The following is a 19,131-nucleotide window of genomic DNA, read 5'->3' as shown; positions in this document are numbered from 1 at the left end:
GTGCGCCCTAGTTCATAGTCAGATCACACAGAACACTCGGGTGCCTATGAGAATACTTCTTGTCGAGGATGATGCTGATCTTTCCCACCGAATTGCAGCCAGCCTGCGATTGGAGAACTTCGTCGTTGATGTGGCCCGAAACGGCGAAGACGGAGAGCATGCCGGGCTCACGGAAATATTCGACGCGTCCGTCTTGGATCTTGGCCTTCCGAAGATTGACGGGGTCACGGTTTTGAAATCGTGGCGCGATGCCGGGCGTACACTCCCTGTGCTCGTGCTGACAGCCCGTGACGGCTGGCCGGACAAGGTGGCGGCGTTCAAGGCAGGGGCGGACGATTTCCTGACGAAGCCGTTCCGGATCGAGGAACTCGTCCTTCGACTGCGCGCGCTCGTTCGACGCTCGGCAGGCCATGCGGCGTCCGTCATCACCTGCGGCGACTTATCGTTCGATGCCCAACTCGGAACATTCGAACTCGCAGGACTACCGTTGAAGCTGACCGCGTTCGAGTGGAGGGTGCTTTCTTGCCTGATGCTCCGCAAGGAGGTCATCGTTGACCGGAGAGAACTGATTGAACGGGTATACGAGGGCGACGCCGAGGTTGATTCCAACTCGATCGAAGTCATCATTGCGCGGCTTCGACGGAAGATTGGCACCGACAGGATCGAGACGGAACGTGGACGTGGCTACATGCTGACGGCAGGCGCGAAATGATTTCGTCGCGGATACGAAAGCCAACGACGATCGCGGGGCGTCTCATCGCCTTCTCCCTGGTCTATGCCACTGCAGCGTTGGTTGTTGCGTCCGCTGTCCTTGGGCTGATCGTTGCCAATGTAGTGAGGGATCAGGTCGACCAGCGGCTAAGTGTCCAAATCGAAGCTGTCAGGAACGCCATGAAGATCGGCGCAGACGGTTCGCTTGGCGTCGACGGCAATCTCGACGGCCCTCCATTCGATCGCCCCGGCTCCGGGTGGTATTGGCAGGTGACTGCTGCTGGAAAGCGGGTGACATCTCGTTCCCTTGCCGGAGCAAGCCTGTCGAACCCTCCTAAACCATTCGAATGGCGGAGCCTGATGACTGCAACCCCACGCGCTGGAGACGGGCGGGGCAACCGAGGGCAAGCGCTGCATTTCCTCACCTCGCAGTCGTTCGCAGACGGAGAGCAGGTCGAGATCATTGCCACCGCGCCGCGCTCGGCTCTTATGAGGCCAATTATGCGATCGCTGTTGCTTCTCGTTCCGGCGATGTTTGTCCTTGGAGGTCTTCTTATCGCTGGTATCCTGCTTCAGGTGCGTTACGGTCTCGCGCCGCTCAGAACACTGGCCGAGAAGGTTGCCGACGTTTCCTCCGGCCAGGCAGGAGGGCTCGATCAGCCCCAGGCGGAAGAGCTGCGGCCACTCGTCGGGGAAATCAATCGTTTGGTCGATCAGAACCAAAAGCGGCTCGCGGAGACGAGGCTTCAGTTCGCGAACATGGCACATGGCCTAAAGACACCTGTAGCAAGTCTCTACCTCGCACTGAACGATAACGCCGACCCGACTGGCGAGGCACGGCTACAGGTGGACCGGATCGACCGTCAGATCAAGCACCACCTGGGGAGAGCCAGAGCAGGAGTGTCGGCAGCGGGCTTGGCTCCCACCACTCAGCTCCGCCAGAATATCGATGATATCGTAGCCATGATGCAAAAGCTCTACGTGGACAGGAAGCTCGCGACCACGATCGACGTGGAGCAGACTCTGAGCGTTGCGTGTGCGCCGGAGGACGTTGACGAGATCGTTGGAGCAATTGTTGACAATGCATTCAAGTGGGCGAGATCGTCTGTCTGGATCCTTGGCAAGGCCGAAAACGGCGAGATTGCTATTGTGATCGAGGATGATGGTCCTGGCATCGAAAGGGAGGACATCACTGAAGTTGGGAAGGCAGGTGTGCGCCTAGATGAGACTGTACCGGGAGACGGGTTTGGCTTGTCGATAGCCAATGAGGTTTCGAAGCTTTATGGCGGCCGCGTCACGCTCAAGACCCGGTCCGGAGGAGGCCTGTCGGCGACCGTCGCGCTACCGAAAGCGCCGGGCTGAGTTCCGGGAAGCTAGGCATTGATCTCACAGGCACCCAGGAGCTTGGGACCGGTTCTATATGAGAACATCGCTGCCAATCACCTCCACGTTTTACGCGGGGACGTCATGGTGGGGTCAACGTAGCAAGCCGTCACCGCCGAATTCTTCCCATCGGAGGACTGTGAACGCGTCTTGGTCACGCTTATACGGGGACCTCGGCCATGGCGTGACTCGATCTTCTTGATTGGCGGGCTCACGCCGCGTTATCTGATCGAGAAGAAGCCGCCGGAGATTCTCGCACACGCAGGTACCGGCGATGTCGATGTCGTCATACAGCTCCACATGCTAGCGGATACCGACGCCTATCACACGCTTGAAGATAATTTTAAGCTCGGTTTCGAGCGCGGAACTAACAGCGCGGGTAAACCCGTTTCCTGGCGCTGGGAGATCAAGGCTGACGCGAAAACCAAGGTCATTCTCGAACTGCTCGCCGATGACCCTGAAAAGTCGGCGGCAAGGTCATGGTGTTGCCGACAGATTGCAATGTCTCGGCGCTGAATATACCCCACTCCGGCATCGTCTCGACCACCACGAGACGAAGGAAATTACTGCGGAGCTCATGGGCGACAATGGAGTTGCGACCGGTACGCTTCACCGCGCGGACCTCGTCGCCTTCACCTGTTTGAAGGCCTATACAGTGGAGCAGCGGGATGAACGCAAGGACGCTCATGATCTAATCTACTGCCTGACATACTACGAAGGCGGCCTTGACGCGGCGGCAGCGGCGTTTCGCGCGGCTCTTGAAGGCAAGAACAAAGAGGTCGTTCGTGAGGTGTTGGGCTTGATGGCACGCCATCTCGCCGAGGACGGGAAGACTGAAGGCTATCTCAAAACTGGCCCGGTAGCAGTCTCGAAATTCGCGCTGGGCGAAAACGAAGCATCACGCGATGATCGCATTCGCCGCCAGCGCGACATCCCCGATCTCGTTATGCGATTTCCGAAGGCTGTCGGCTAGATGAGCTATTTCAGCGACCGAGAGAGGAGGTGCGTGGCCACGCCCGCGACAGCCTCGATGAAGGTGCATGGGGCGGCATTGGCGCGATTGCCCTGATATGCCTCCCGACGGCGTGGTACGTTCTGCGGCCACGAAAACCCATCGCGAGCCATGTTCACGTCGGCTATCTCTGCCGCCGGCTGTTCGCTCTGATCGCTACCTTCTAAAGGACGTGGCGCCAAGCGGTCACCGATAGCCCTTTGTCTCCGAGGGCTGAAGACAACCGCTCGATTTCCACTGGATGGTGGCGGCTTTCTCGTTTGGCCGCATATTCATTTTGGCGCCGAACACCTATCAATTCACAGAAACGAAAAATGAACGAGCTTGACCAGCCCTTTGATCTTGCACCAGAGCAGCAAGACACGACGGCTCTAATTAGGCGCCTTCTCGGCAAACGAACCTCGGATCGCTAGTCGATTTTTGCCGTCTGGCTGCAGGAGCGCCGCCTCTTCGCGTTTCTAGCCCCATTGCCGCTCATGCGTTGCGCGAGTTGGAGTCGATTATTCAGCAGACCCTTGAAGTTCCGATGGATGTAGCTGTTACAGCTTCGGCAGGGGAACGTGAAAGGCTCGAAAAGGCCAAAGCTAGCCTTGAAAACTGGGGTACGCAGACGTCGTAGTTCAGCAGGTCATCAATCAATTACGGCCGCGATTGAGCCACAAGGAAAGATCGTCCTGCGTCTTGGCCTGGCAGCAGACGGAGACGTTGCACGCGCATGGAAAGCCCTTGCGGATGCACACGCGAAGCTCACGACGGACGAGCCCTTCATCAATCTTACGCTGTCGATGATGTCTTTCGTGTTACGTGGCAAGCCCCGTTCGACGTGGTGATGCGTGGGTTGATGGTCGCCCTCCAGGGGCAATACGCTGCATTCATGCAGCGGATTGATCAGTTAGTCGCGATGCAAGATCGTGGTGCTGCGGTTACGGCCTTCTCGAGGGAAATTGGAGAAGCGCGCGAAGGCCGAAGCACTGGTTGCGGATGTCTCGGTCGATTACACCAAGCCAGACTAGGCTGACGATGTTCGCCTGATCAGCGATGGGCGAGGCGTCGACATCGGTCTCGAGACGGCGGAGGGAGACACCCTGAACCAGGCACTTGATGTAATGGCATCGTTCGGCCTCAAGATTTTTCCGGCCGGTCCAGTGGAAAGACCGCGCTGGTTGACCCCTGGCGGCTTACGTCGATGAACCATAGCGTGGTCGGCTTCTACATTGGTGCCGATCTGGCAAATGCTGACTTGCTGATGGCGGCCATTGGTGAACTGATTGGCTTCGTGGCGAGCGGTCAGGTCAAGATCCAGGTCGGCACGGTACTCCCATTGTCGCGGGCCGCTGAAGCGCACCGCCTGCTTGTAGGTCGCCAGACCACTGGAAAGGTGGTGCTTCAGCCCTGGGCGCACCGCCTGACATTGGAAGCGCCGTGGAGGTCTGACCGCCGCGCTTGCGCTCCCGAAGGTGCCAGTATGCGCTCGGCTCTTGATCATCTCATGTGCCAGTCAACCGACCGAATGAAAGCGCAAAGCGGCCGTGGCGACGCCAGCCTTCACCTGTACCGGTTATGAACCGTCAACGCTACGCGCGCCATCCTCTAAGCAACCAAATTTTTGCCCACGTACTGTAGCGTCACATCAAGACGATCCGCCCTACATGAACCTGTTCTCCCGCCACCGTCGGCCATCATCTGCCTGTGCACAGACGTCTGATAATTGCCTTGGGCTGCGCGGTACCTAGTCATCTTCAACGGGACATTGTCAGGCAGACAAGTTAGGTTGTCATACCGAAAATTCGCTTCTGCCCTCCGCCCGTTGGGTTTCCGTGTTATCCTAGAACCGATGACAGAAATTCGCGCGTCCGCTCCCTTTGGGGCGCGCCGAATATCTCCTCGGGCGCTCCCTGTTCGCAGATCCGGCCCTTGTCGAAAAAGCAGACCCGATCCGAAACTTCCCGAGCAAAACGCATTTCATGGGTGACGAGCAGCATCGTTAGGTCGTGCTCATGGGCAAGGCTGCGGATCACCGAGAGCACTTCGCCAACGAGTTGCGGATCGAGCGCCGATGTCGGCTCATCGAAGAGAAGCACCCGCGGGCGCATCGCCAGCGCACGGGCGATCGCCACGCGCTGCTGCTGACCGCCGGAGAGCTGCGAGGGATAAAAGTCCTTCTTGTCGGCAAGACCCACCATGTCAAGAAGTTGTAGCGCGCGCGCCTCCGCTTCTGCGCGGGCAATACCGAGCACCCGCAGCGGCGCCTCGACGACATTGCGCAGGACTGTCATGTGAGGGAAAAGGTTGAAGCTCTGGAACACCATCCCAACATGGTTGCGGATCTGGCGCAGATGGCTTTCCGTGGCCTTGAAAGGGCCTTTGCCATTCGGTTCATGATAAGACATGTTCTGTAACGTCAGCTTCCCATCCTGAAACGGTTCGAGCGTCATCAGGATGCGCAGGACGGTCGATTTTCCCGACCCGGACGGTCCGATCAGCGTCACCTTTTCGCCCTTCCGGACAATGAAATTGAAGTCGTCGAGCACTGTCAGGTGGCCGAAGCGCTTGGCGACGTTGGAAAATTCGATGATGGGCGGATTGTTGTTCTCAGTCATCGCAAGGGGATTCCTGCTTTCGGAAGAGCTTTCTGCAGTCGGTGGAGACCGGCCGAGCAGATCAGCGTCAGGAGGAGGAAGATCAGGCCGACAAGCGTCAGCGGCACGAGATATTCGAAGGTGCGTTCGCCGATCATGTTGGCAAGGCCCATCATTTCCATGACGGTGACAACGGAAAGGACCGGCGTTTCCTTGATCATGGCGACGAGATAATTGCCCATGGCGGGGACGATCCGCGGGATGGCCTGCGGAATGATAATGTCGCGGTAGGCCTGCATGCGGCTCAGATTGAGCGCCGTTGCCGCTTCCCACTGGCCGCGGGCCACGGCCTCGATGCCGCCGCGATAGACCTCGGATGTGTAGGCGGCATATTGCAGGCCAAGGGCGATGGCGCCCGTCAGGAAGGCCGGAAGCACGACGCCGAAGTCGGGCAGCACGTAATAGAGAAAGAACAGCTGCACCAGAAGCGGCGTGTCGCGCAGGAACTCAACGACGAAGGCGGTGGTCCAGGAGAACGCGATCACGCGGCTGCGGCGTAGCAGCGCGAAGACGAGGCCGAGCACGAGCGCGACGGCAAAGCCTGCCGCCGCTGCCTTCAACGTCACGGTCAAGCCGATCAGGATGATCGGCAGGATCGAGCTTGTATAGGTGAGCCAGGTCGTCGTATCCCATTCGTATCCATACATCATGTGGTCATATCCTCACGAACGGGGCATCTGCGGGAAGGCATGTCCTCGCCGCACGAAACGCTCGATCAGCCGGATCGCCACCGTCAGCACCAGCGACATGGCGAAGTAGCAGAGGAGCGTGATCGAATAGATGCTCGCGCTATCCAGCGTGATGTTGCGGATCGACTGGGCCGCGAAAGTGAGATCGGCAATCGATATCAGCGACACGAGCGAGGAGAGCTTGAGGGTCTCGATCGCCAGATTGCCGAAGGCCGGCATCATCTCCACGATCGCCTGCGGCAGCGAGATGCGAAACAGCGTCTGGAAGCGGCTGAAATTCAAGGCGCGGGCGGCCTCCAGCTGCTGCACGGAAACGGATGACAGCGCCCCGCGCACGATCTCGGCGCCATATCCGCCGGCGTGGGCCGCCAGCACCAAGATGCCGGTGGTGATCGGATCGAAGCTCAGGCCGACGAGCGGCAGCGCGTAGTAAAACCAGAAAAGCTGAACGAAGAGCGAGGTCCCGCGGAACACCTCTGTGTAACACAGCGCGACAGCCGAGAGGATCGGTCCTCCCTCGACGCGCAGGATGCCGAAGATAAAAGCGAGCATCGCGCCGACGGCAATGGACGCCAGCGTGATCGTCATCGTGATGAATGCGCCATGCCAGAGCATCGGCAGGTAGGCTGTCCAGTTCATACGGAAGTCTCCTGATCGTTAGGAGCGGCGCCCGACCGATGGGATCGGGCGCCTTCTGCCGTTACTTGCCGGCGCAGAGGTCATCGACCTTCTTGTCGGCGGCAGCAGCGATACTCTGTTCGGACAGGCCGTATTTGGTGAGGATCGCCTTGTACTCATCCGTCGTGCGGAACTTGACGAGGGCGGCGTTGAAGGCGTCGCGCAGTTCCTTGTCTTCCGGGCGGAAGGCAAAGCCACCATAATTGCGAACCGGCGCATCCTTGACGATCGGGTCCGTGAACGGCGCGACCTGCTCGACCTGGGCCTGGCCCTTGGCGAGCGCCGCGACAGTCAATTCGGTCGCGGCATAGGCGTCGGTGCGGCTCTGCACGGTCGGGATAGCATCGGCATTGGCCGGAATGAAGACGATCTGCTCATCCTTGACACCGACGGCGCGCAGGAAGTCGACATTGTTGGCACCGGAGACTACGGCCACCGTCAGCGACTGGTCCTTGGCGATGTCGGCATAGGTCTTCAAGCCCTTCGGATTGCCCTTCTTAACGAGCAGGCCTTCGCCATAGGACGAGTTCGGCTCCGTGAAGGCGACCTGCTTGCAGCGCTCCGGCGAGATGTTCTGCTCGGCCGCGGCAAAGTCGAAACGCTTTGCCTTGAGGCCTGGGATCAGCGTGCCGAACGGCGTCACCGTCCAGTTGATCTCCTCGATCCCCATGGATTTCAGCACCGCGCTAGCGACATCGGGACCGATGCCGGCAGAGGTGCCGTCGGGCTGCATGTAGGAATAGGGCACTTCATTGGCGGTCGCGGCGCGGATGTAACCCTGCTGCTTGACCTCCTCGAGTGTCAGTGCGCTGGCAGACGTTACGCCCATCATCAGTGCAAGGGCGGAAAGGCCGGCGATTGTCTTGATTGGCATGCGAATTCTCCTCTGGTTAGGGTTTTGCTGTCCGTTTTCGGATCTCGCGGGGTCTCTTCGGTTAGGTCTCCTCCGTGAACGTCGCGATCACGGAAAGGCAGTCGCCGGCCTTGATCAGGCCGGGTACGTGGCGAGCCGCGAGCACGCCATCCATCGCGGCGCGGTACTCGATTGGCGCAATGCCGGTTTTGCCGACAGGGTAGACGCGGGCGATGACCTCGCCTCTCCTGACCGGGTCGCCGAGATCGGCGGCGAAGGCGATCAGTCCCTCATCCTGGGCAAAGGTGAAGCAGTCGCTCGATGGCATATCCAACCAACGAGTGGGCGCGGCATTCGGTTCACCCGAAAGAATCCCGGCATGCCGCAGCAAGTTGAGGCTGCCCTTGCGGGCAATCTCGATCGACCGCGCCGTGGCCGTCCCGGCACCGCCAAGTTCGGTGGTGACGAAGACCTTGCCCATTTCCTCGACGGTCGTATCGAGCATGCCGACAGCATCGATCTCCAGCATCTTCATCGAAAACGGTGCCGCGAAGGCGGCGACGGCGTCGAAGCAGCGCGCTTCCTGGTCTTTGTCCGGTAGCTCGTGGGCCGCTGCATAGGGCAGGAAATCCAGTGTCCTGCCGCCGGAATGGAAGTCGAGCACGATATCGGCGAGTGGTATCACATGGCGCGTGACGTAGTCGGCGATCTTCTCCGTCACCGTGCCATCCGGACAGCCCGGAAAGCTGCGGTTCAGGTTTCCCCGATCGATCGGCGAGGTCCGGGTTCCAGCACGAAACGCGGGATAATTGAGCGCCGGGACGATGATGACGCGTCCGTTAATCTCGGCGGGATCAAGCGTCTGTGCCAGTTCGAAGAGTGCCGCCGGCCCCTCATACTCGTCGCCGTGATTGGCCCCGGTCAGGAGCGCGGTCGGGCCTTCGCCATTGGCAATGACGCATATCGGGATCATCACCGAGCCCCAGGCGCTGTCATCGCGGCTATAGGGCAGGCGCAGATGTCCGTGCTGCACACCCTTGGCGTCGAAATCGACGGAAGGGTTGATCGGCGAGGGACGGAGCGCGGCGCTGGTCAGCATTGCATCACCCCTTCACGAAAAGCTGTCGAGGCACATTCGACAGGCATTCGACGCCGGTTTCTGTGATCGCGATGCTCTCGGTGATCTCCAGCCCCATATCCTCAAGCCAGAGACCGGTCATGAAGTGGAAGGTCATGCCGGTCTTCAGTTCCGTCCGGTCGCCGGGGCGCAGGCTCATGGTGCGCTCGCCCCAGTCCGGTGGATAGGAGAGCCCGATCGGGTAACCGGTGCGGTTGTCCTTGATGATCCCGTATTTCTTAAGCGCCGCAAAGAAGGCGTTTGCGATGTCCTCGCACCTGTTGCCCGGTTTGGCCGCGGCAAGACCGGCTTCCATGCCTTCGAGGGTCGCCTTTTCGGCATCGAGAAAGGCCTTCGTCGGCTTGCCGAGAAAGACGGTGCGCGACAGCGGGCAGTGATAACGCTTGTAGGCGCCGGCGATCTCGAAGAACGTGCCCTCGCCGATGCGCATCGGTTTGTCGTCCCAGGTGAGGTGGGGCGCGGAAGCATCGGCGCCCGACGGAAGAAGCGGCACGATTGCCGGATAGTCGCCGCCGAAATCCGGCGTTCCCCTGATGCCCGCGTCATAGATCTCGGCGACGAGATCGCATTTGCGCATGCCGGGTTCGACGACATCGACGATGCGCTTGTGCATCAGTTCGACGATCCTGCCGGCCTTGCGCATATAGTCGAGTTCGGTCGGGCTCTTGACAGCACGCTGCCAGTTCACGAGGCCGGCTGCGTCCTTGAAGCGGGCATTCGGCAGGTTCTTCTGCAGCGAGGCGTAGGCTGCCGCCGAGAAGTAGTAGTTGTCCATCTCGACGCCGAAAGTGAGGCCCGACCATTTGTGCTCGTCGAAGATCCGCGAGAGCAAATCCATCGGGTGTCGCTCGGTCGATTGCACATAGTTGTCCGGGTAGCCGATGATATTGTCGTGGTTCAGGTAAGCGGTGCGCCTGGCGCCGTTGGCATCCTGCTTGCGGCCATACCAGATCGGCTCGCCGGATGGCGGCACCAGCACGCATTGATGCACATAGAAGGACCAGCCATCGTAGCCGGTGAGCCAGTGCATGTTGGACGGGTCGGTGACGACGAGCAGATCGATCCCGGCCTTTTCCATGGCGTGACGAGTTTTGGACAGTCGCTCGGCATATTCCTCACGCGTAAAGTTCAGCGTCACGCTCATGCGGCATCTCCCATTTCTCTCTTGTTCTCGATTACCTGACCGCTGCCCGCCGCTGCTGCACGACTTACGGCCAGATTGGCGATCGCGGTGTCCTGAACGCCGGTCCCGGTCAGGTCGGCAAAGGTTATGTCCCCGGCGCTGACGCGGCCCTTCGCCGTGCCGGCGATAACCGCACCGAGCTCGGCGAATTGCTGTTGTGGCGTCGCGGAGCCCGCCTCGATCGCGTGGTGCAACTCGCCAACGATGCGGGTCTGCGACAGGCGGTCGGCAATGTAGGTGGCGCGGACGAAGACGGCGGGATCAATCTCGTTCTTGTGTTCGGAATCCGAACCCATCGCCGTCAGATGCTGGCCGGGTTCCAGCCAATCGGCCATCAGGATGGGCTTTTCGGTCGGTGTGGTGGTGACGACGATGTCGCTGCCGCGTGTCGCCTCGCGCGGATCGGGGAGGGCGGCAACGGCGATGCCGAATTGCCTCGCGCATTCGGCCGCGAGCTTCGCCGCCTTGGCTTGATCACGCGCCCAGATGCGCGCTGATTTGATCGGGCGCACCAGCATCAGCGCCTGGAGCTGCAGCCGGGCCTGCATGCCGGCACCAAAGATCGTGGCGACTGAGGCGTCCTCGCGCGACAGATGCCGGGCGGCGACCGCACCGGCTGCGGCGGTGCGCACGTCAGTGAGGTAACCGTTGTCGAGAAGCAGGGCTTCAACCAAGCCCGTGTTAACGCTGAACAGGATCATCAACCCGTTGAGGCTCGGCAGACCGAGCTTGGGGTTGTCGAAGAAACCGGGGCTGACCTTGATCGCGAAGCAATCAAAACCCGGCACATAGGCCATCTTGACGTCGACTTCACCACGGAATTCGGGAATGTCGAGCCGCAGGATCGGCGGCATCGCGACCGGCTGCGTCGCGAGCGCCAGGAAGGCCTGCTCGATGTAGTTGATGGCCGAGATATCAAGGCTGACGACGGCGCGCAGGTCCCGTTCCGTCAGGATGCGAATGCGGCTCATGTAGCACCTCCCTCGATGATATCCCGGTGAACCCTGGCGTCGATATTGCTACCCGAGAGGACGACGACAGTGGGGCCGGTGAGTTCCACTTTGCCTGCGAGAATGGCGGCAATGCCGACCGCTCCGGCGCCCTCGACGATCTCGCCCTCTTCGCGCGAAGCGTGGCGAATGCCTGCGGCGATCTCGTCTTCGGTCAGCAGGACGATGTCGTCGAGCAGATCGCGGCAGAGCGGGAAGGTCACCCGGTTCGAAAGGCCGATGCCGCCACCAAGCGAATCCGCCAGCGTTTCCTCCTCGCGCACCGCAACGGGCCTGCTGGCGGCGATTGATGCGTGCATCGCCGCGCCACGTTCCATCGATATACCGATGATCCGCGCCCGCGGCTTAAGCGCTTTGACCGCGACTGCGATGCCGCCCGCCAATCCGCCGCCGGAAAGGGGGATAAGCACGGTTGCGAGATCGGGCAGGTCCTCGACGATTTCGAGGCCGATCGTGCCCTGACCAGCAACGACATCAGCATGATCAAACGGCGGGATCGGCGTCAGGCCGCGGCTTTCGACCAGCCGCTCGACCTCATCTTGCGCATCATCCTGCGACACGCCGACGATAAGGATTTCGGCGCCGAGCGCCCTGATGGCATCGACCTTGTTGGCCGGCACCAGCGATGACATGCAGACTGTTGCGGGGATACCGAGCGCGCGTGCCGCATAGGCGACGGCGCGGCCGTGATTGCCGGTCGAAGCGGTGACAAGGCCGCGCGCGCGGGCCGCAGGGTTGAGCGCGAGAACGGCATTCGTCGCGCCGCGCAGCTTAAAGGCGCCGATCGACTGGTGGGTCTCGAGCTTCAGATGAACGGGCTGGCGAGCCCGCCTGGAGAGAGAAGCGGAGTGAACAAGTGGCGTGCGTGTCACTCGGCCACGGATGCGATCGGCAGCGCGCGAGATCTCAGCCAGGCTGACTGGCAGCGTCTCGTTCTCTACTGATCTAGGCTCGCTCTTCATGATTGTCATGTTGAGAGCGAAGTAAAATCATGTCAATTATTATATTGTAATGATTCAATGATTGTACTGAACCGGACATCACCCGATGGAACCGACGTCGTAGACGGGCGGTAATTGCTCGAAGGCCCGGCGCACCGTTGTTAGCGCTTTCCGGAGGGTCGTGTGGCTCATTCGCCCGCCGAGACAAATTCGGATGCCGCCGCCATGGCCGGGGCCGGCGATGAAAGGCTCCGACGGCGTGACCGCGACATTCTGGTTGGCTAGCGAGCGCACTAGGCCGTCTTCGGTCCAGTGCTGCGGCACTTTCAGCCAGGCGCAGAGCGAAAGCGGGTGGCTGGAGGCGAAATGGTCGCCGAGGATCTCGGCGGCGATGCCTTGGCGCGCGCGCGCCTCATCGCGCTGTATCGCCAGCAATTCCTGCGCCGTGCCATTCTCGACCCAGCGCGTGGCGATCTCGGCGGTCAGATAAGTGCCGCTCCAGCTGGATACACGCAGGATTGAGGCGGCGCGGATGGAATAGGCCGGCGGGACGACGAGGTAGCCGACCCGCAGGCCGGTCAGCACCGTCTTGGTGAAGCTTGTGGCGAAGAAACCGAGATCGGGCAGCAGCTCGGTGATCGAGGGCAGATCCTCCTCCATCATCGGTCTGTAAACCTCATCCTCGATGACGAAGATGCTGTATCGTTGCGCGATCTCGGCGATCGCGCGCCGGCGCTCGGTACCGGCGACATGGCTGGTCGGGTTGTTGAGCGTGGGAATGAGCACCAGCGCCCTCACGCTTCCCACGGCGCAGGCGGCTTCCAGCGCGTCGGGCAAAATACCCTCGGCATCGGTCGGCAATCCTTTTAGGCTGAAGCCGAGGATATTGGAGAGCCCTATGATGCCGTGATCGGTGAGGTTTTCGCACAGCACGACATCGCCGGAGCGGATGACGCAGCTCAGTGCGAGAAAGATGCTGTGCGCCGCCCCGTTTGTCACGATAATGCGCTCGACGCCGGCGCTGACACCCATCGGCTGCAGCCAGAGCCGTGCGGTTTCGCGATGCCGGTCGAGCCCAGCGATCGGCCGGCAAGGGCGCATGAAGCTCGCGATATCGCTCTCGGCAAGCTCGCGAAAAATCTCGCGCGAAGCGTCCTCATGCGCATCGAGATAGACGGCGCGGATGATTGAAAGGTCGAGTATCTCGTTCTGGCTGTGGTCGAGCATCATCCGGCCCGCGCGGTCCGTCACGCGCGCCTTGACGAAGGTCCCGCGGCCGATCTCGCCGCTGAGATAGCCGAGCCTTTCCGCCTCCTTGTAAGAGAGGCTGACAGTCTGCACGGAAAGGCCGAGTTCGCGCGCCAGATCGCGATGCGTCGGCATCCGATCCATTGGTTTGAGAATGCCGGAATCGATATCGGCGATGATCCGTTCGGTCAGAGCCGCGTGCTTCGTCTCGCCCTTCTGCTTCGCCACGCTCGGCCGCCAGATAACCGGTTTTGTCGCGGGAGTCGGATCGGTAGCGAAGGGATTGGCTTGGCGGCGCATGAATTGTCTCGTTTTTGAGGCGATAATTTCATGACATTATGCATGCTTCCTCTCGAAAGTTGAAGCCTTATGCATCGCGAGCCGCCATTGCCTCGGGAATAATCCAAAGACGCTGTTGCCGGGCGAAGTTCGTCTCGCCGGCAATCATGCTTTCCTCAGATCGTCTCGCCTGCGCGAACCAATTCGTCCATGACGGAGCGGACGGCGGATTCGGCGATGGCAACGATCTCATCGACTTCTTCTTTGGTCGTGACAAGCGGTGGTGCGAAACCCAAGATGTCGCCATGCGGCATGGCACGAGCAATGAGCCCGCGACTGCGCGCGGCCTTCGAGATCGCGCGCCAACAGTAAGGCCGGGTGCAAAACGTATTTTCTTTTCCCGGTCGGCCACAAATTCGATGGCCCCCATCAAGCCGACACCGCGGACTTCACCGACAATCGGAAGTTGAGCGAATCTGGCCTTTAGTTGCGCTTGGAAATAGGTGCCGACCGTGCGCGCATTGCCCGGTAGATCCTCTTTCTCCACGATGTCGAGAACGGCATTGGCCGCTGCTGCGCCAATCGGATGGCCGGAATAGGTGTAACCATGCGAGAAAGCGCCGACGCGGTCGGCCCCTTCTTCCATCACCTTGTAGACCTTCTCGCCGACGATGGCCCCCGATAGCGGGAAGTAGGCCGAGGTGAGGCCTTTGGCGATGGTGATCAGATCGGGTTCGATACCGTAGTGCTGCGATCCGAACATTGACCCGGTTCGCCCAAAACCGGTGATGACTTCGTCTGCGATCAGCAGGATATCGTATCTCCGCAGGACCTTCTGCACTTCGTCCCAATAGCCCTGCGGCGGGGAGTGATGCCGCCGGTGCCAAGCACCGGCTCGGCGATGAAGGCACCGATCGTGTCGGGATCTTCGCGCAGGATCAAGGCTTCGAGCTCATCGGCACGGCGCTTGGAAAATTCGATTTCCGTCTCGCCGGCTTCCGCGCCCCAATAGTGATGCGGCACGCCGGTGTGGAGAATGCCCGCACGCGGTAGGTCCATGTGGTCATGGTAAAAACTCATGCCGGTCATCGAGCCGGAAACCACGCTGCAACCGTGATAGCCGCGTTCGCGGGAGATGATCTTCTTCTTGTTCGGTTTACCGCGCAGGTTGTTGTAGTACCAGACAAGCTTTGCCTGCGTTTCGTTGGCATCGGAACCCGACATGCCGTAGAACACCTTGCTCATCTTGCCCGGCGCCATTCTCACCAGTCTATGGGAGAGGATCGCGAGCTGATCCGTCGTGTGAGCGGCGTAAGTATGGTAATAGGCGAGGCGATAGGCTTGGCGCGAGATGGCTTCGGCGACCTCGGTGCGGCCATAGCCGACATTGACGCAGTAGAGGCCGGCGAAACCGTCGATCAGCTGCGTGCCGTTGGCATCCTGGATCCGGATGCCCTTGCCGGTTTCGACGATCGTCGGATCGCCGAGCTTGCCGCTTGCGAAATCCTTGAGCTGCGTGAAGGGATGCAGGACCGAGTTGCGGTCCATCGTGGCGATCTGGTTAACGTTGGTGGTCATAACGGCGGGTCCTTTCATGCGGCGAGATTGCCGAAGCAGACATATTTTGCTTCGAGATATTCTAGGAGGCCGTGGCGCGAGCCTTCGCGACCAAGGCCGGATTGCTTCCAGCCACCGAAGGGTATCGGGGCGCCGGTGAATTTCGGCGTGTTGACGGCAATCATGCCGTATTCAAGTCGATCGGTGAGGCGCATCGCCCTGCCAAGATCGTTGGTGTAGAGATAGGCCGCCAGCCCCATTTCGGTGGCATTGGCACGGGAGAGTACCTCCTCCTCGTCATCGAACGCCAGTATGGCTGCGACCGGGCCGAAGGTCTCCTCGCGGGCAATCAGCATTTCGTCCGTGACGTCGGCAAGCACGGTTGGCATTACGAAATTGCCACCGAGTGGACTGTCCTGCCCGCCGCACACGAGACGTGCACCGGCCGAGAGCGCCTGGGCGATCTGCTGACGGCATTTCTCTGCAACAGTCGGCCGCGTCATCGGCCCGATCTTGGTGGCGGGTTCAAGACCGTGGCCGACCTTAAGCTCTCGGGTCGCCTTCGCAAAGGCATCCACAAACCGATCGTGGTTGCCGCGCTGGACGTATATCCTGTTGGCGGCGAGGCAATCCTGTCCCGACGTGGCGAATTTGGCGCCGATACAGCCCTTTACGGCCTTGGAAAATTCGGCGTCGTCAAACAGGATGAACGGTGCATGGCCGCCAAGTTCCAACGAGGCTTTCTTCACGGTGGCCGACGATTGGCTGAGCAGGATGCGCCCGACTTCCGTCGAACCGGTGAAGGAAAACGCCCGCACATCCGTGTGTTCCAGCAGGCGGCGGGCAAGCGGCGCGGCTTCGCCTGTGATAACCTGAAAGACGCCGGCCGGCATTCCAGCCTCTTGGGCAAGTTTTGCCAAGGCGAGCGCTGAAAGCGGCGTTTCGGGAGCAGGCTTGACGATCATGGTGCAGCCAGCCGCCAGCGCGGCGCCCGCCTTGCGCGTGATCATGGCACAGGGAAAGTTCCATGGCGTGATCGCCACGGTAACGCCAATCGGCTGCATCTGGACCGAAAGCCGGCTGCCTGGTAGGTGGCTCGGAAACGTTTCGCCATAGGCACGCTCGGCTTCGCCGGCAAACCATTCGAGGAAACTTGCGGCATAGGAAATTTCGCCGAGTGACTCCGCCAGCGGCTTGCCCTGTTCGGTCGTCATGATGATGGCGAGATCCTGGGCGTTGTCGCGCATCAGCCCGCCCCACGTGCGTAGGATCCGACCGCGTGCAACGGGGAGTTTGTCACGCCAGTCGACAAAGGCGTTTCTCGCAGCATCGACGGCGGCATCGGCATCTTCGAGCGAGCAAGCCGCGACTTCTGCGAACTGCTCACCGGTTGCCGGATCAATGACGTACAGGGTCTTTCCACGCGCAGCCCACGCGCCGTTCAGAAAGGCCCGGCGTTCGATCAGATCGGGTCGTTTCAGGTTTTTCAGCGCGGTATTGGCAAGGCCTTTCATGCGAAGCTCCAATAAGATGTTTACAAAGAGACTAACCTCTCGCCATGATCGATTGCCTGCATTGATGTCAGCCCGGATGCAGGAATCATGCTTATATTGGTGCTGATCGCAGGATTTCCGCATGCTAACGCTTGATCGAGCCGACAGGGCACTCCTCGATGCCATCCAGAAGAACAACCGCTTGACCTCGGAAGAGTTGGCAAAGATCATCAATCTCTCGCCGACGGCTTGCCAGCGCCGTCTGAAGCGATTGCGTGAGGAAGGGGTGATCGAGGCGGACGTATCGATCGTCTCACCCAAGGCGGCCGGTCGTGGGATTACAATGATCGTCCTTGTCTCGCTTGAGCGCGAACGGGCCGATATCGTTGATCGTTTCAAGGCGGCGATCCGCGCCACCCGAGAAGTGATGATCGGCTATTACGTGACGGGCGATGCCGATTTCATCTTGGTGATAACGGCGAAGGACATGGAGGACTACGAAGCCTTCACGCGCAGGTTCTTCTATGAGAACCACGATATCAAGGGGTTCAAGACCATGGTCGTGATGGATCGAGTGAAAGCTGGTTTTGCGTTCCCGATGGACGAGTGATCGGCGCCGGCATGGATGGGTTGAATTAGGGCATGAGACAGTTTCCGCCCTAGAAACTTCATCGTTGCAACGCGCCTGGCTTGATATTTGATGGCTTGGACCTCGGGATTGTCCGCAAGGGAAACGAAGGCGCCCCTGCTGCCGTCGAAAGCTTCGATAAGCCCGCTCGCGATGTCGTAAATCCAGCCATGGAGGGTGACGCGCCCTTCTGCGAGGGCGAACCGTACCGACGGGTGGGGCTGGATGTTGGCGAGCTGAGCGATGACATTTTCACGCACCATCGACGCAACCTTGGCGGTTTCGTCCTTGTGCTGCCGGGCCTCGTTCACGACACGGGCGGAGTCTGCATAACGCAGGATCCGCTTGAAGGCCAGTGCGTGATCAGAGCTTGCCTTCTGCGAGCAGTTCGCGCGCCCGCTTCAGCGTCGACAGCAGCGCCGATCTGCAGCCCTCGTCGCTGTCGAACTGCGCCTGCTCGGCCCGCTCTTCCGGGCCGCCAGGCTGGTTGTCGCGCAAACCGAGATAGCAGTGGAATCCAAGCTTCAGTAAGCCGTTTCCACGACATCGCAGCGTGTGCAGAGACCGGGCGGGAGAAACAGGCGCGCATCGCGCACCTTCAGCTCCAGGCCCTTCCAGACCTGCTCCTGGGTAAGTTTTGTTTCGCCTTCGGGGTTCACCGTAACGGTTGCGGTCGAATAAATCATGATGATGTTCCTCGTTCGAGATGTGGGACGGCCTTCCTCAGAGAGAGGCCGTGGTCTCCGAGGCAAAGGCGCGATAAGAACGGAGTGGACGGCCGAGGAGCGTCGTCAGGCGCTCGACATCACCGTCCTCAGGCAGCATTCCGTCAGTCAGGAAGCGCTCGGCCATCATGCGCATGTCGTAAGCCATCCAGGCTGGCATGAACTGCTTGAGGTTCTGCTCGAATGCCGCGGTATCATCGCCGCCGTATTGGATGTGACGGCCAATTACGTCCGTCCAGATGGCGGCGATTTCCGTTCCGGTAAGCGCCGCGGGCCCGACCAGATTGAGCCGCGTGAACGGGAGTGGCTGTGCGGCCTGCTCGCGACGCAACAGCTCAAGGGCGGCGATCTCCGCGATATCTCGCGCATCAATCATGGCAAGTCCCTTGTCGCCGACGGGCATCGGGTAGACGCCGTGGCGTGTGATGACGTCCTTGATCGTCAGATCGTTTTGGATGAAGTAGGCCGGGCGTAGGATGGTGGCATGAAGGCGCATCTGCTCGATCATCCGCTCGACGCCGAACTTGCCGGCAAAGTGCGGCACGTTCACGTAAACATCGGGGTGAATGACCGACAGATAGACGATGCGTTCAATGCCAGCTGCGCGAGCCACATTAAGCGCGATCAGAGCCTGGGTGAATTCGTCCGGTGCTACAGCGTTGAGCAAGAACAGGGTGGAAACTCCGTCATAGGCGCTGTGCAGCGAGTCGACGTCGAGAAAGTCACCTTTCACGAGGTCAACGCCTGCAGGGAAATTTGCCTTGGAGGGATGGCGGACGAGGGCGCGAACTTCAGCGCCGTGATTGACAAGGTGCTGGATGACTTGGCTGCCAATATTACCGGTGGCGCCGGTAACGAGAACGGTCATGGAAGAATCTCCGGGTTTGGATGCTTGACACGCCGAATATGGATGGTTCACTGATGGCTCGATAGTCCGATATTTTAGACTTGCCGTCTCACAGAT

18 protein-coding genes and 2 pseudogenes are annotated in these 19,131 nt (G+C 60.4%); 6 read left to right on the top strand and 14 right to left on the bottom strand.

What is annotated here, in order from left to right:
* Positions 1–46: 46 nt before the first annotated feature.
* From P3R82_RS06660 to P3R82_RS06640, 5 genes are all read left to right on the top strand, one after another.
* Positions 47–712: a response regulator transcription factor gene (locus P3R82_RS06660; RefSeq protein ID WP_111564790.1), complete on the top strand. Its 666-nt coding sequence runs from the start codon at positions 47–49 to the stop codon at positions 710–712.
* Positions 709–2,073, top strand: a complete 1,365-nt coding sequence (locus tag P3R82_RS06655; protein WP_283193547.1) for a HAMP domain-containing sensor histidine kinase — start codon at positions 709–711, stop codon at positions 2,071–2,073. The genes P3R82_RS06660 and P3R82_RS06655 overlap by 4 nt, the downstream gene beginning before the upstream one ends.
* A gap of 219 nt (positions 2,074–2,292) precedes the next feature.
* The gene (locus tag P3R82_RS06650; protein ID WP_283193546.1) at positions 2,293–2,610 is read left to right on the top strand and encodes a hypothetical protein; all 318 of its coding nucleotides are present in this window, start codon (positions 2,293–2,295) and stop codon (positions 2,608–2,610) included.
* Positions 2,546–3,067 carry a hypothetical protein gene (locus tag P3R82_RS06645; protein ID WP_283193545.1) on the top strand — a complete coding sequence of 174 codons (522 nt, stop codon included), beginning with the start codon at positions 2,546–2,548 and terminating at the stop codon, positions 3,065–3,067. The genes P3R82_RS06650 and P3R82_RS06645 overlap by 65 nt, the downstream gene beginning before the upstream one ends.
* Positions 3,068–4,292: 1,225 nt before the next feature.
* Positions 4,293–4,670, top strand: coding sequence for a zinc-binding dehydrogenase (locus P3R82_RS06640; RefSeq protein ID WP_210208068.1), 378 nt, complete (start codon positions 4,293–4,295; stop codon positions 4,668–4,670).
* 256 nt (positions 4,671–4,926) lie between these two features.
* Here P3R82_RS06640 and ehuA read toward each other — a convergent pair whose 3' ends face one another.
* The 11 genes and pseudogenes from ehuA to P3R82_RS06585 form a co-directional block, all read right to left on the bottom strand.
* The gene (gene ehuA, locus P3R82_RS06635) at positions 4,927–5,706 is read right to left on the bottom strand and encodes an ectoine/hydroxyectoine ABC transporter ATP-binding protein EhuA (protein WP_111564788.1); all 780 of its coding nucleotides are present in this window, start codon (positions 5,704–5,706) and stop codon (positions 4,927–4,929) included.
* Positions 5,703–6,395 carry an ectoine/hydroxyectoine ABC transporter permease subunit EhuD gene (gene ehuD / locus P3R82_RS06630; protein WP_283193544.1) on the bottom strand — a complete coding sequence of 231 codons (693 nt, stop codon included), beginning with the start codon at positions 6,393–6,395 and terminating at the stop codon, positions 5,703–5,705. The genes ehuA and ehuD overlap by 4 nt, the downstream gene beginning before the upstream one ends.
* Positions 6,396–6,407: 12 nt before the next feature.
* A complete protein-coding gene (gene ehuC, locus P3R82_RS06625; RefSeq protein WP_283193543.1) occupies positions 6,408–7,073 on the bottom strand; it encodes an ectoine/hydroxyectoine ABC transporter permease subunit EhuC in 666 nt (221 codons plus the stop codon).
* 61 nt (positions 7,074–7,134) lie between these two features.
* Positions 7,135–7,986, bottom strand: a complete 852-nt coding sequence (gene ehuB / locus P3R82_RS06620) for an ectoine/hydroxyectoine ABC transporter substrate-binding protein EhuB (protein ID WP_112436327.1) — start codon at positions 7,984–7,986, stop codon at positions 7,135–7,137.
* 61 nt (positions 7,987–8,047) lie between these two features.
* The gene (gene doeB, locus P3R82_RS06615; protein ID WP_283193542.1) at positions 8,048–9,064 is read right to left on the bottom strand and encodes a N(2)-acetyl-L-2,4-diaminobutanoate deacetylase DoeB; all 1,017 of its coding nucleotides are present in this window, start codon (positions 9,062–9,064) and stop codon (positions 8,048–8,050) included.
* Between the two features lie 4 nt (positions 9,065–9,068).
* Positions 9,069–10,247, bottom strand: coding sequence for an ectoine hydrolase DoeA (gene doeA / locus P3R82_RS06610; RefSeq protein WP_283193541.1), 1,179 nt, complete (start codon positions 10,245–10,247; stop codon positions 9,069–9,071).
* The gene (gene eutC, locus P3R82_RS06605) at positions 10,244–11,257 is read right to left on the bottom strand and encodes an ectoine utilization protein EutC (protein ID WP_111564783.1); all 1,014 of its coding nucleotides are present in this window, start codon (positions 11,255–11,257) and stop codon (positions 10,244–10,246) included. Before eutC ends, doeA begins: the two co-directional genes overlap by 4 nt.
* Entirely contained in the window at positions 11,254–12,267 is a 1,014-nt protein-coding gene (eutB, locus tag P3R82_RS06600) for a hydroxyectoine utilization dehydratase EutB (RefSeq protein ID WP_283193540.1), read from the bottom strand. Before eutB ends, eutC begins: the two co-directional genes overlap by 4 nt.
* A gap of 69 nt (positions 12,268–12,336) precedes the next feature.
* The gene (locus P3R82_RS06595) at positions 12,337–13,785 is read right to left on the bottom strand and encodes a PLP-dependent aminotransferase family protein (RefSeq protein ID WP_112436330.1); all 1,449 of its coding nucleotides are present in this window, start codon (positions 13,783–13,785) and stop codon (positions 12,337–12,339) included.
* 155 nt (positions 13,786–13,940) lie between these two features.
* Positions 13,941–15,342: pseudogene (locus P3R82_RS06590) on the bottom strand (aspartate aminotransferase family protein).
* Between the two features lie 14 nt (positions 15,343–15,356).
* Positions 15,357–16,835, bottom strand: a complete 1,479-nt coding sequence (locus tag P3R82_RS06585; RefSeq protein ID WP_283193906.1) for an NAD-dependent succinate-semialdehyde dehydrogenase — start codon at positions 16,833–16,835, stop codon at positions 15,357–15,359.
* 121 nt (positions 16,836–16,956) lie between these two features.
* On the opposite strand from P3R82_RS06585, the gene P3R82_RS06580 reads away from it, so the two are divergent.
* Positions 16,957–17,424 carry an Lrp/AsnC family transcriptional regulator gene (locus tag P3R82_RS06580; RefSeq protein WP_283193539.1) on the top strand — a complete coding sequence of 156 codons (468 nt, stop codon included), beginning with the start codon at positions 16,957–16,959 and terminating at the stop codon, positions 17,422–17,424.
* Here the strand turns inward: P3R82_RS06580 and P3R82_RS06575 are convergent.
* The 3 genes and pseudogenes from P3R82_RS06575 to P3R82_RS06565 form a co-directional block, all read right to left on the bottom strand.
* A complete protein-coding gene (locus tag P3R82_RS06575; RefSeq protein WP_283193905.1) occupies positions 17,337–17,780 on the bottom strand; it encodes a carbonic anhydrase in 444 nt (147 codons plus the stop codon). The genes P3R82_RS06580 and P3R82_RS06575 overlap by 88 nt on opposite strands.
* A gap of 25 nt (positions 17,781–17,805) precedes the next feature.
* A pseudogene (locus P3R82_RS06570) lies at positions 17,806–18,128 on the bottom strand (AtaL-like protein).
* Between the two features lie 37 nt (positions 18,129–18,165).
* Positions 18,166–19,035: an NmrA/HSCARG family protein gene (locus P3R82_RS06565; RefSeq protein WP_283193538.1), complete on the bottom strand. Its 870-nt coding sequence runs from the start codon at positions 19,033–19,035 to the stop codon at positions 18,166–18,168.
* Positions 19,036–19,131 lie beyond the last annotated feature (96 nt).

The organism is Rhizobium sp. AN80A (genome assembly GCF_030053015.1).
Lineage (GTDB): Bacteria > Pseudomonadota > Alphaproteobacteria > Rhizobiales > Rhizobiaceae > Rhizobium > Rhizobium metallidurans.
This window is presented reverse-complemented; position numbering and strand designations above follow the sequence as displayed.

Bases quoted from the DNA above. Each gene is read 5' to 3' on its own strand.
- P3R82_RS06660 (WP_111564790.1), top strand. From the start codon at position 47: ATGAGAATACTTCTTGTCGAGGATGATGCTGATCTTTCCCACCGAATT.
- P3R82_RS06655 (WP_283193547.1), top strand. From the start codon at position 709: ATGATTTCGTCGCGGATACGAAAGCCAACGACGATCGCGGGGCGTCTC.
- P3R82_RS06645 (WP_283193545.1), top strand. From the start codon at position 2,546: ATGACCCTGAAAAGTCGGCGGCAAGGTCATGGTGTTGCCGACAGATTG.
- P3R82_RS06640 (WP_210208068.1), top strand. From the start codon at position 4,293: ATGAACCATAGCGTGGTCGGCTTCTACATTGGTGCCGATCTGGCAAAT.
- ehuA (WP_111564788.1), bottom strand. From the start codon at position 5,706: ATGACTGAGAACAACAATCCGCCCATCATCGAATTTTCCAACGTCGCC.
- ehuD (WP_283193544.1), bottom strand. From the start codon at position 6,395: ATGATGTATGGATACGAATGGGATACGACGACCTGGCTCACCTATACA.
- ehuC (WP_283193543.1), bottom strand. From the start codon at position 7,073: ATGAACTGGACAGCCTACCTGCCGATGCTCTGGCATGGCGCATTCATC.
- ehuB (WP_112436327.1), bottom strand. From the start codon at position 7,986: ATGCCAATCAAGACAATCGCCGGCCTTTCCGCCCTTGCACTGATGATG.
- doeB (WP_283193542.1), bottom strand. From the start codon at position 9,064: ATGCTGACCAGCGCCGCGCTCCGTCCCTCGCCGATCAACCCTTCCGTC.
- doeA (WP_283193541.1), bottom strand. From the start codon at position 10,247: ATGAGCGTGACGCTGAACTTTACGCGTGAGGAATATGCCGAGCGACTG.
- eutC (WP_111564783.1), bottom strand. From the start codon at position 11,257: ATGAGCCGCATTCGCATCCTGACGGAACGGGACCTGCGCGCCGTCGTC.
- eutB (WP_283193540.1), bottom strand. From the start codon at position 12,267: ATGACAATCATGAAGAGCGAGCCTAGATCAGTAGAGAACGAGACGCTG.
- P3R82_RS06595 (WP_112436330.1), bottom strand. From the start codon at position 13,785: ATGCGCCGCCAAGCCAATCCCTTCGCTACCGATCCGACTCCCGCGACA.
- P3R82_RS06585 (WP_283193906.1), bottom strand. From the start codon at position 16,835: ATGAAAGGCCTTGCCAATACCGCGCTGAAAAACCTGAAACGACCCGAT.
- P3R82_RS06580 (WP_283193539.1), top strand. From the start codon at position 16,957: ATGCTAACGCTTGATCGAGCCGACAGGGCACTCCTCGATGCCATCCAG.
- P3R82_RS06565 (WP_283193538.1), bottom strand. From the start codon at position 19,035: ATGACCGTTCTCGTTACCGGCGCCACCGGTAATATTGGCAGCCAAGTC.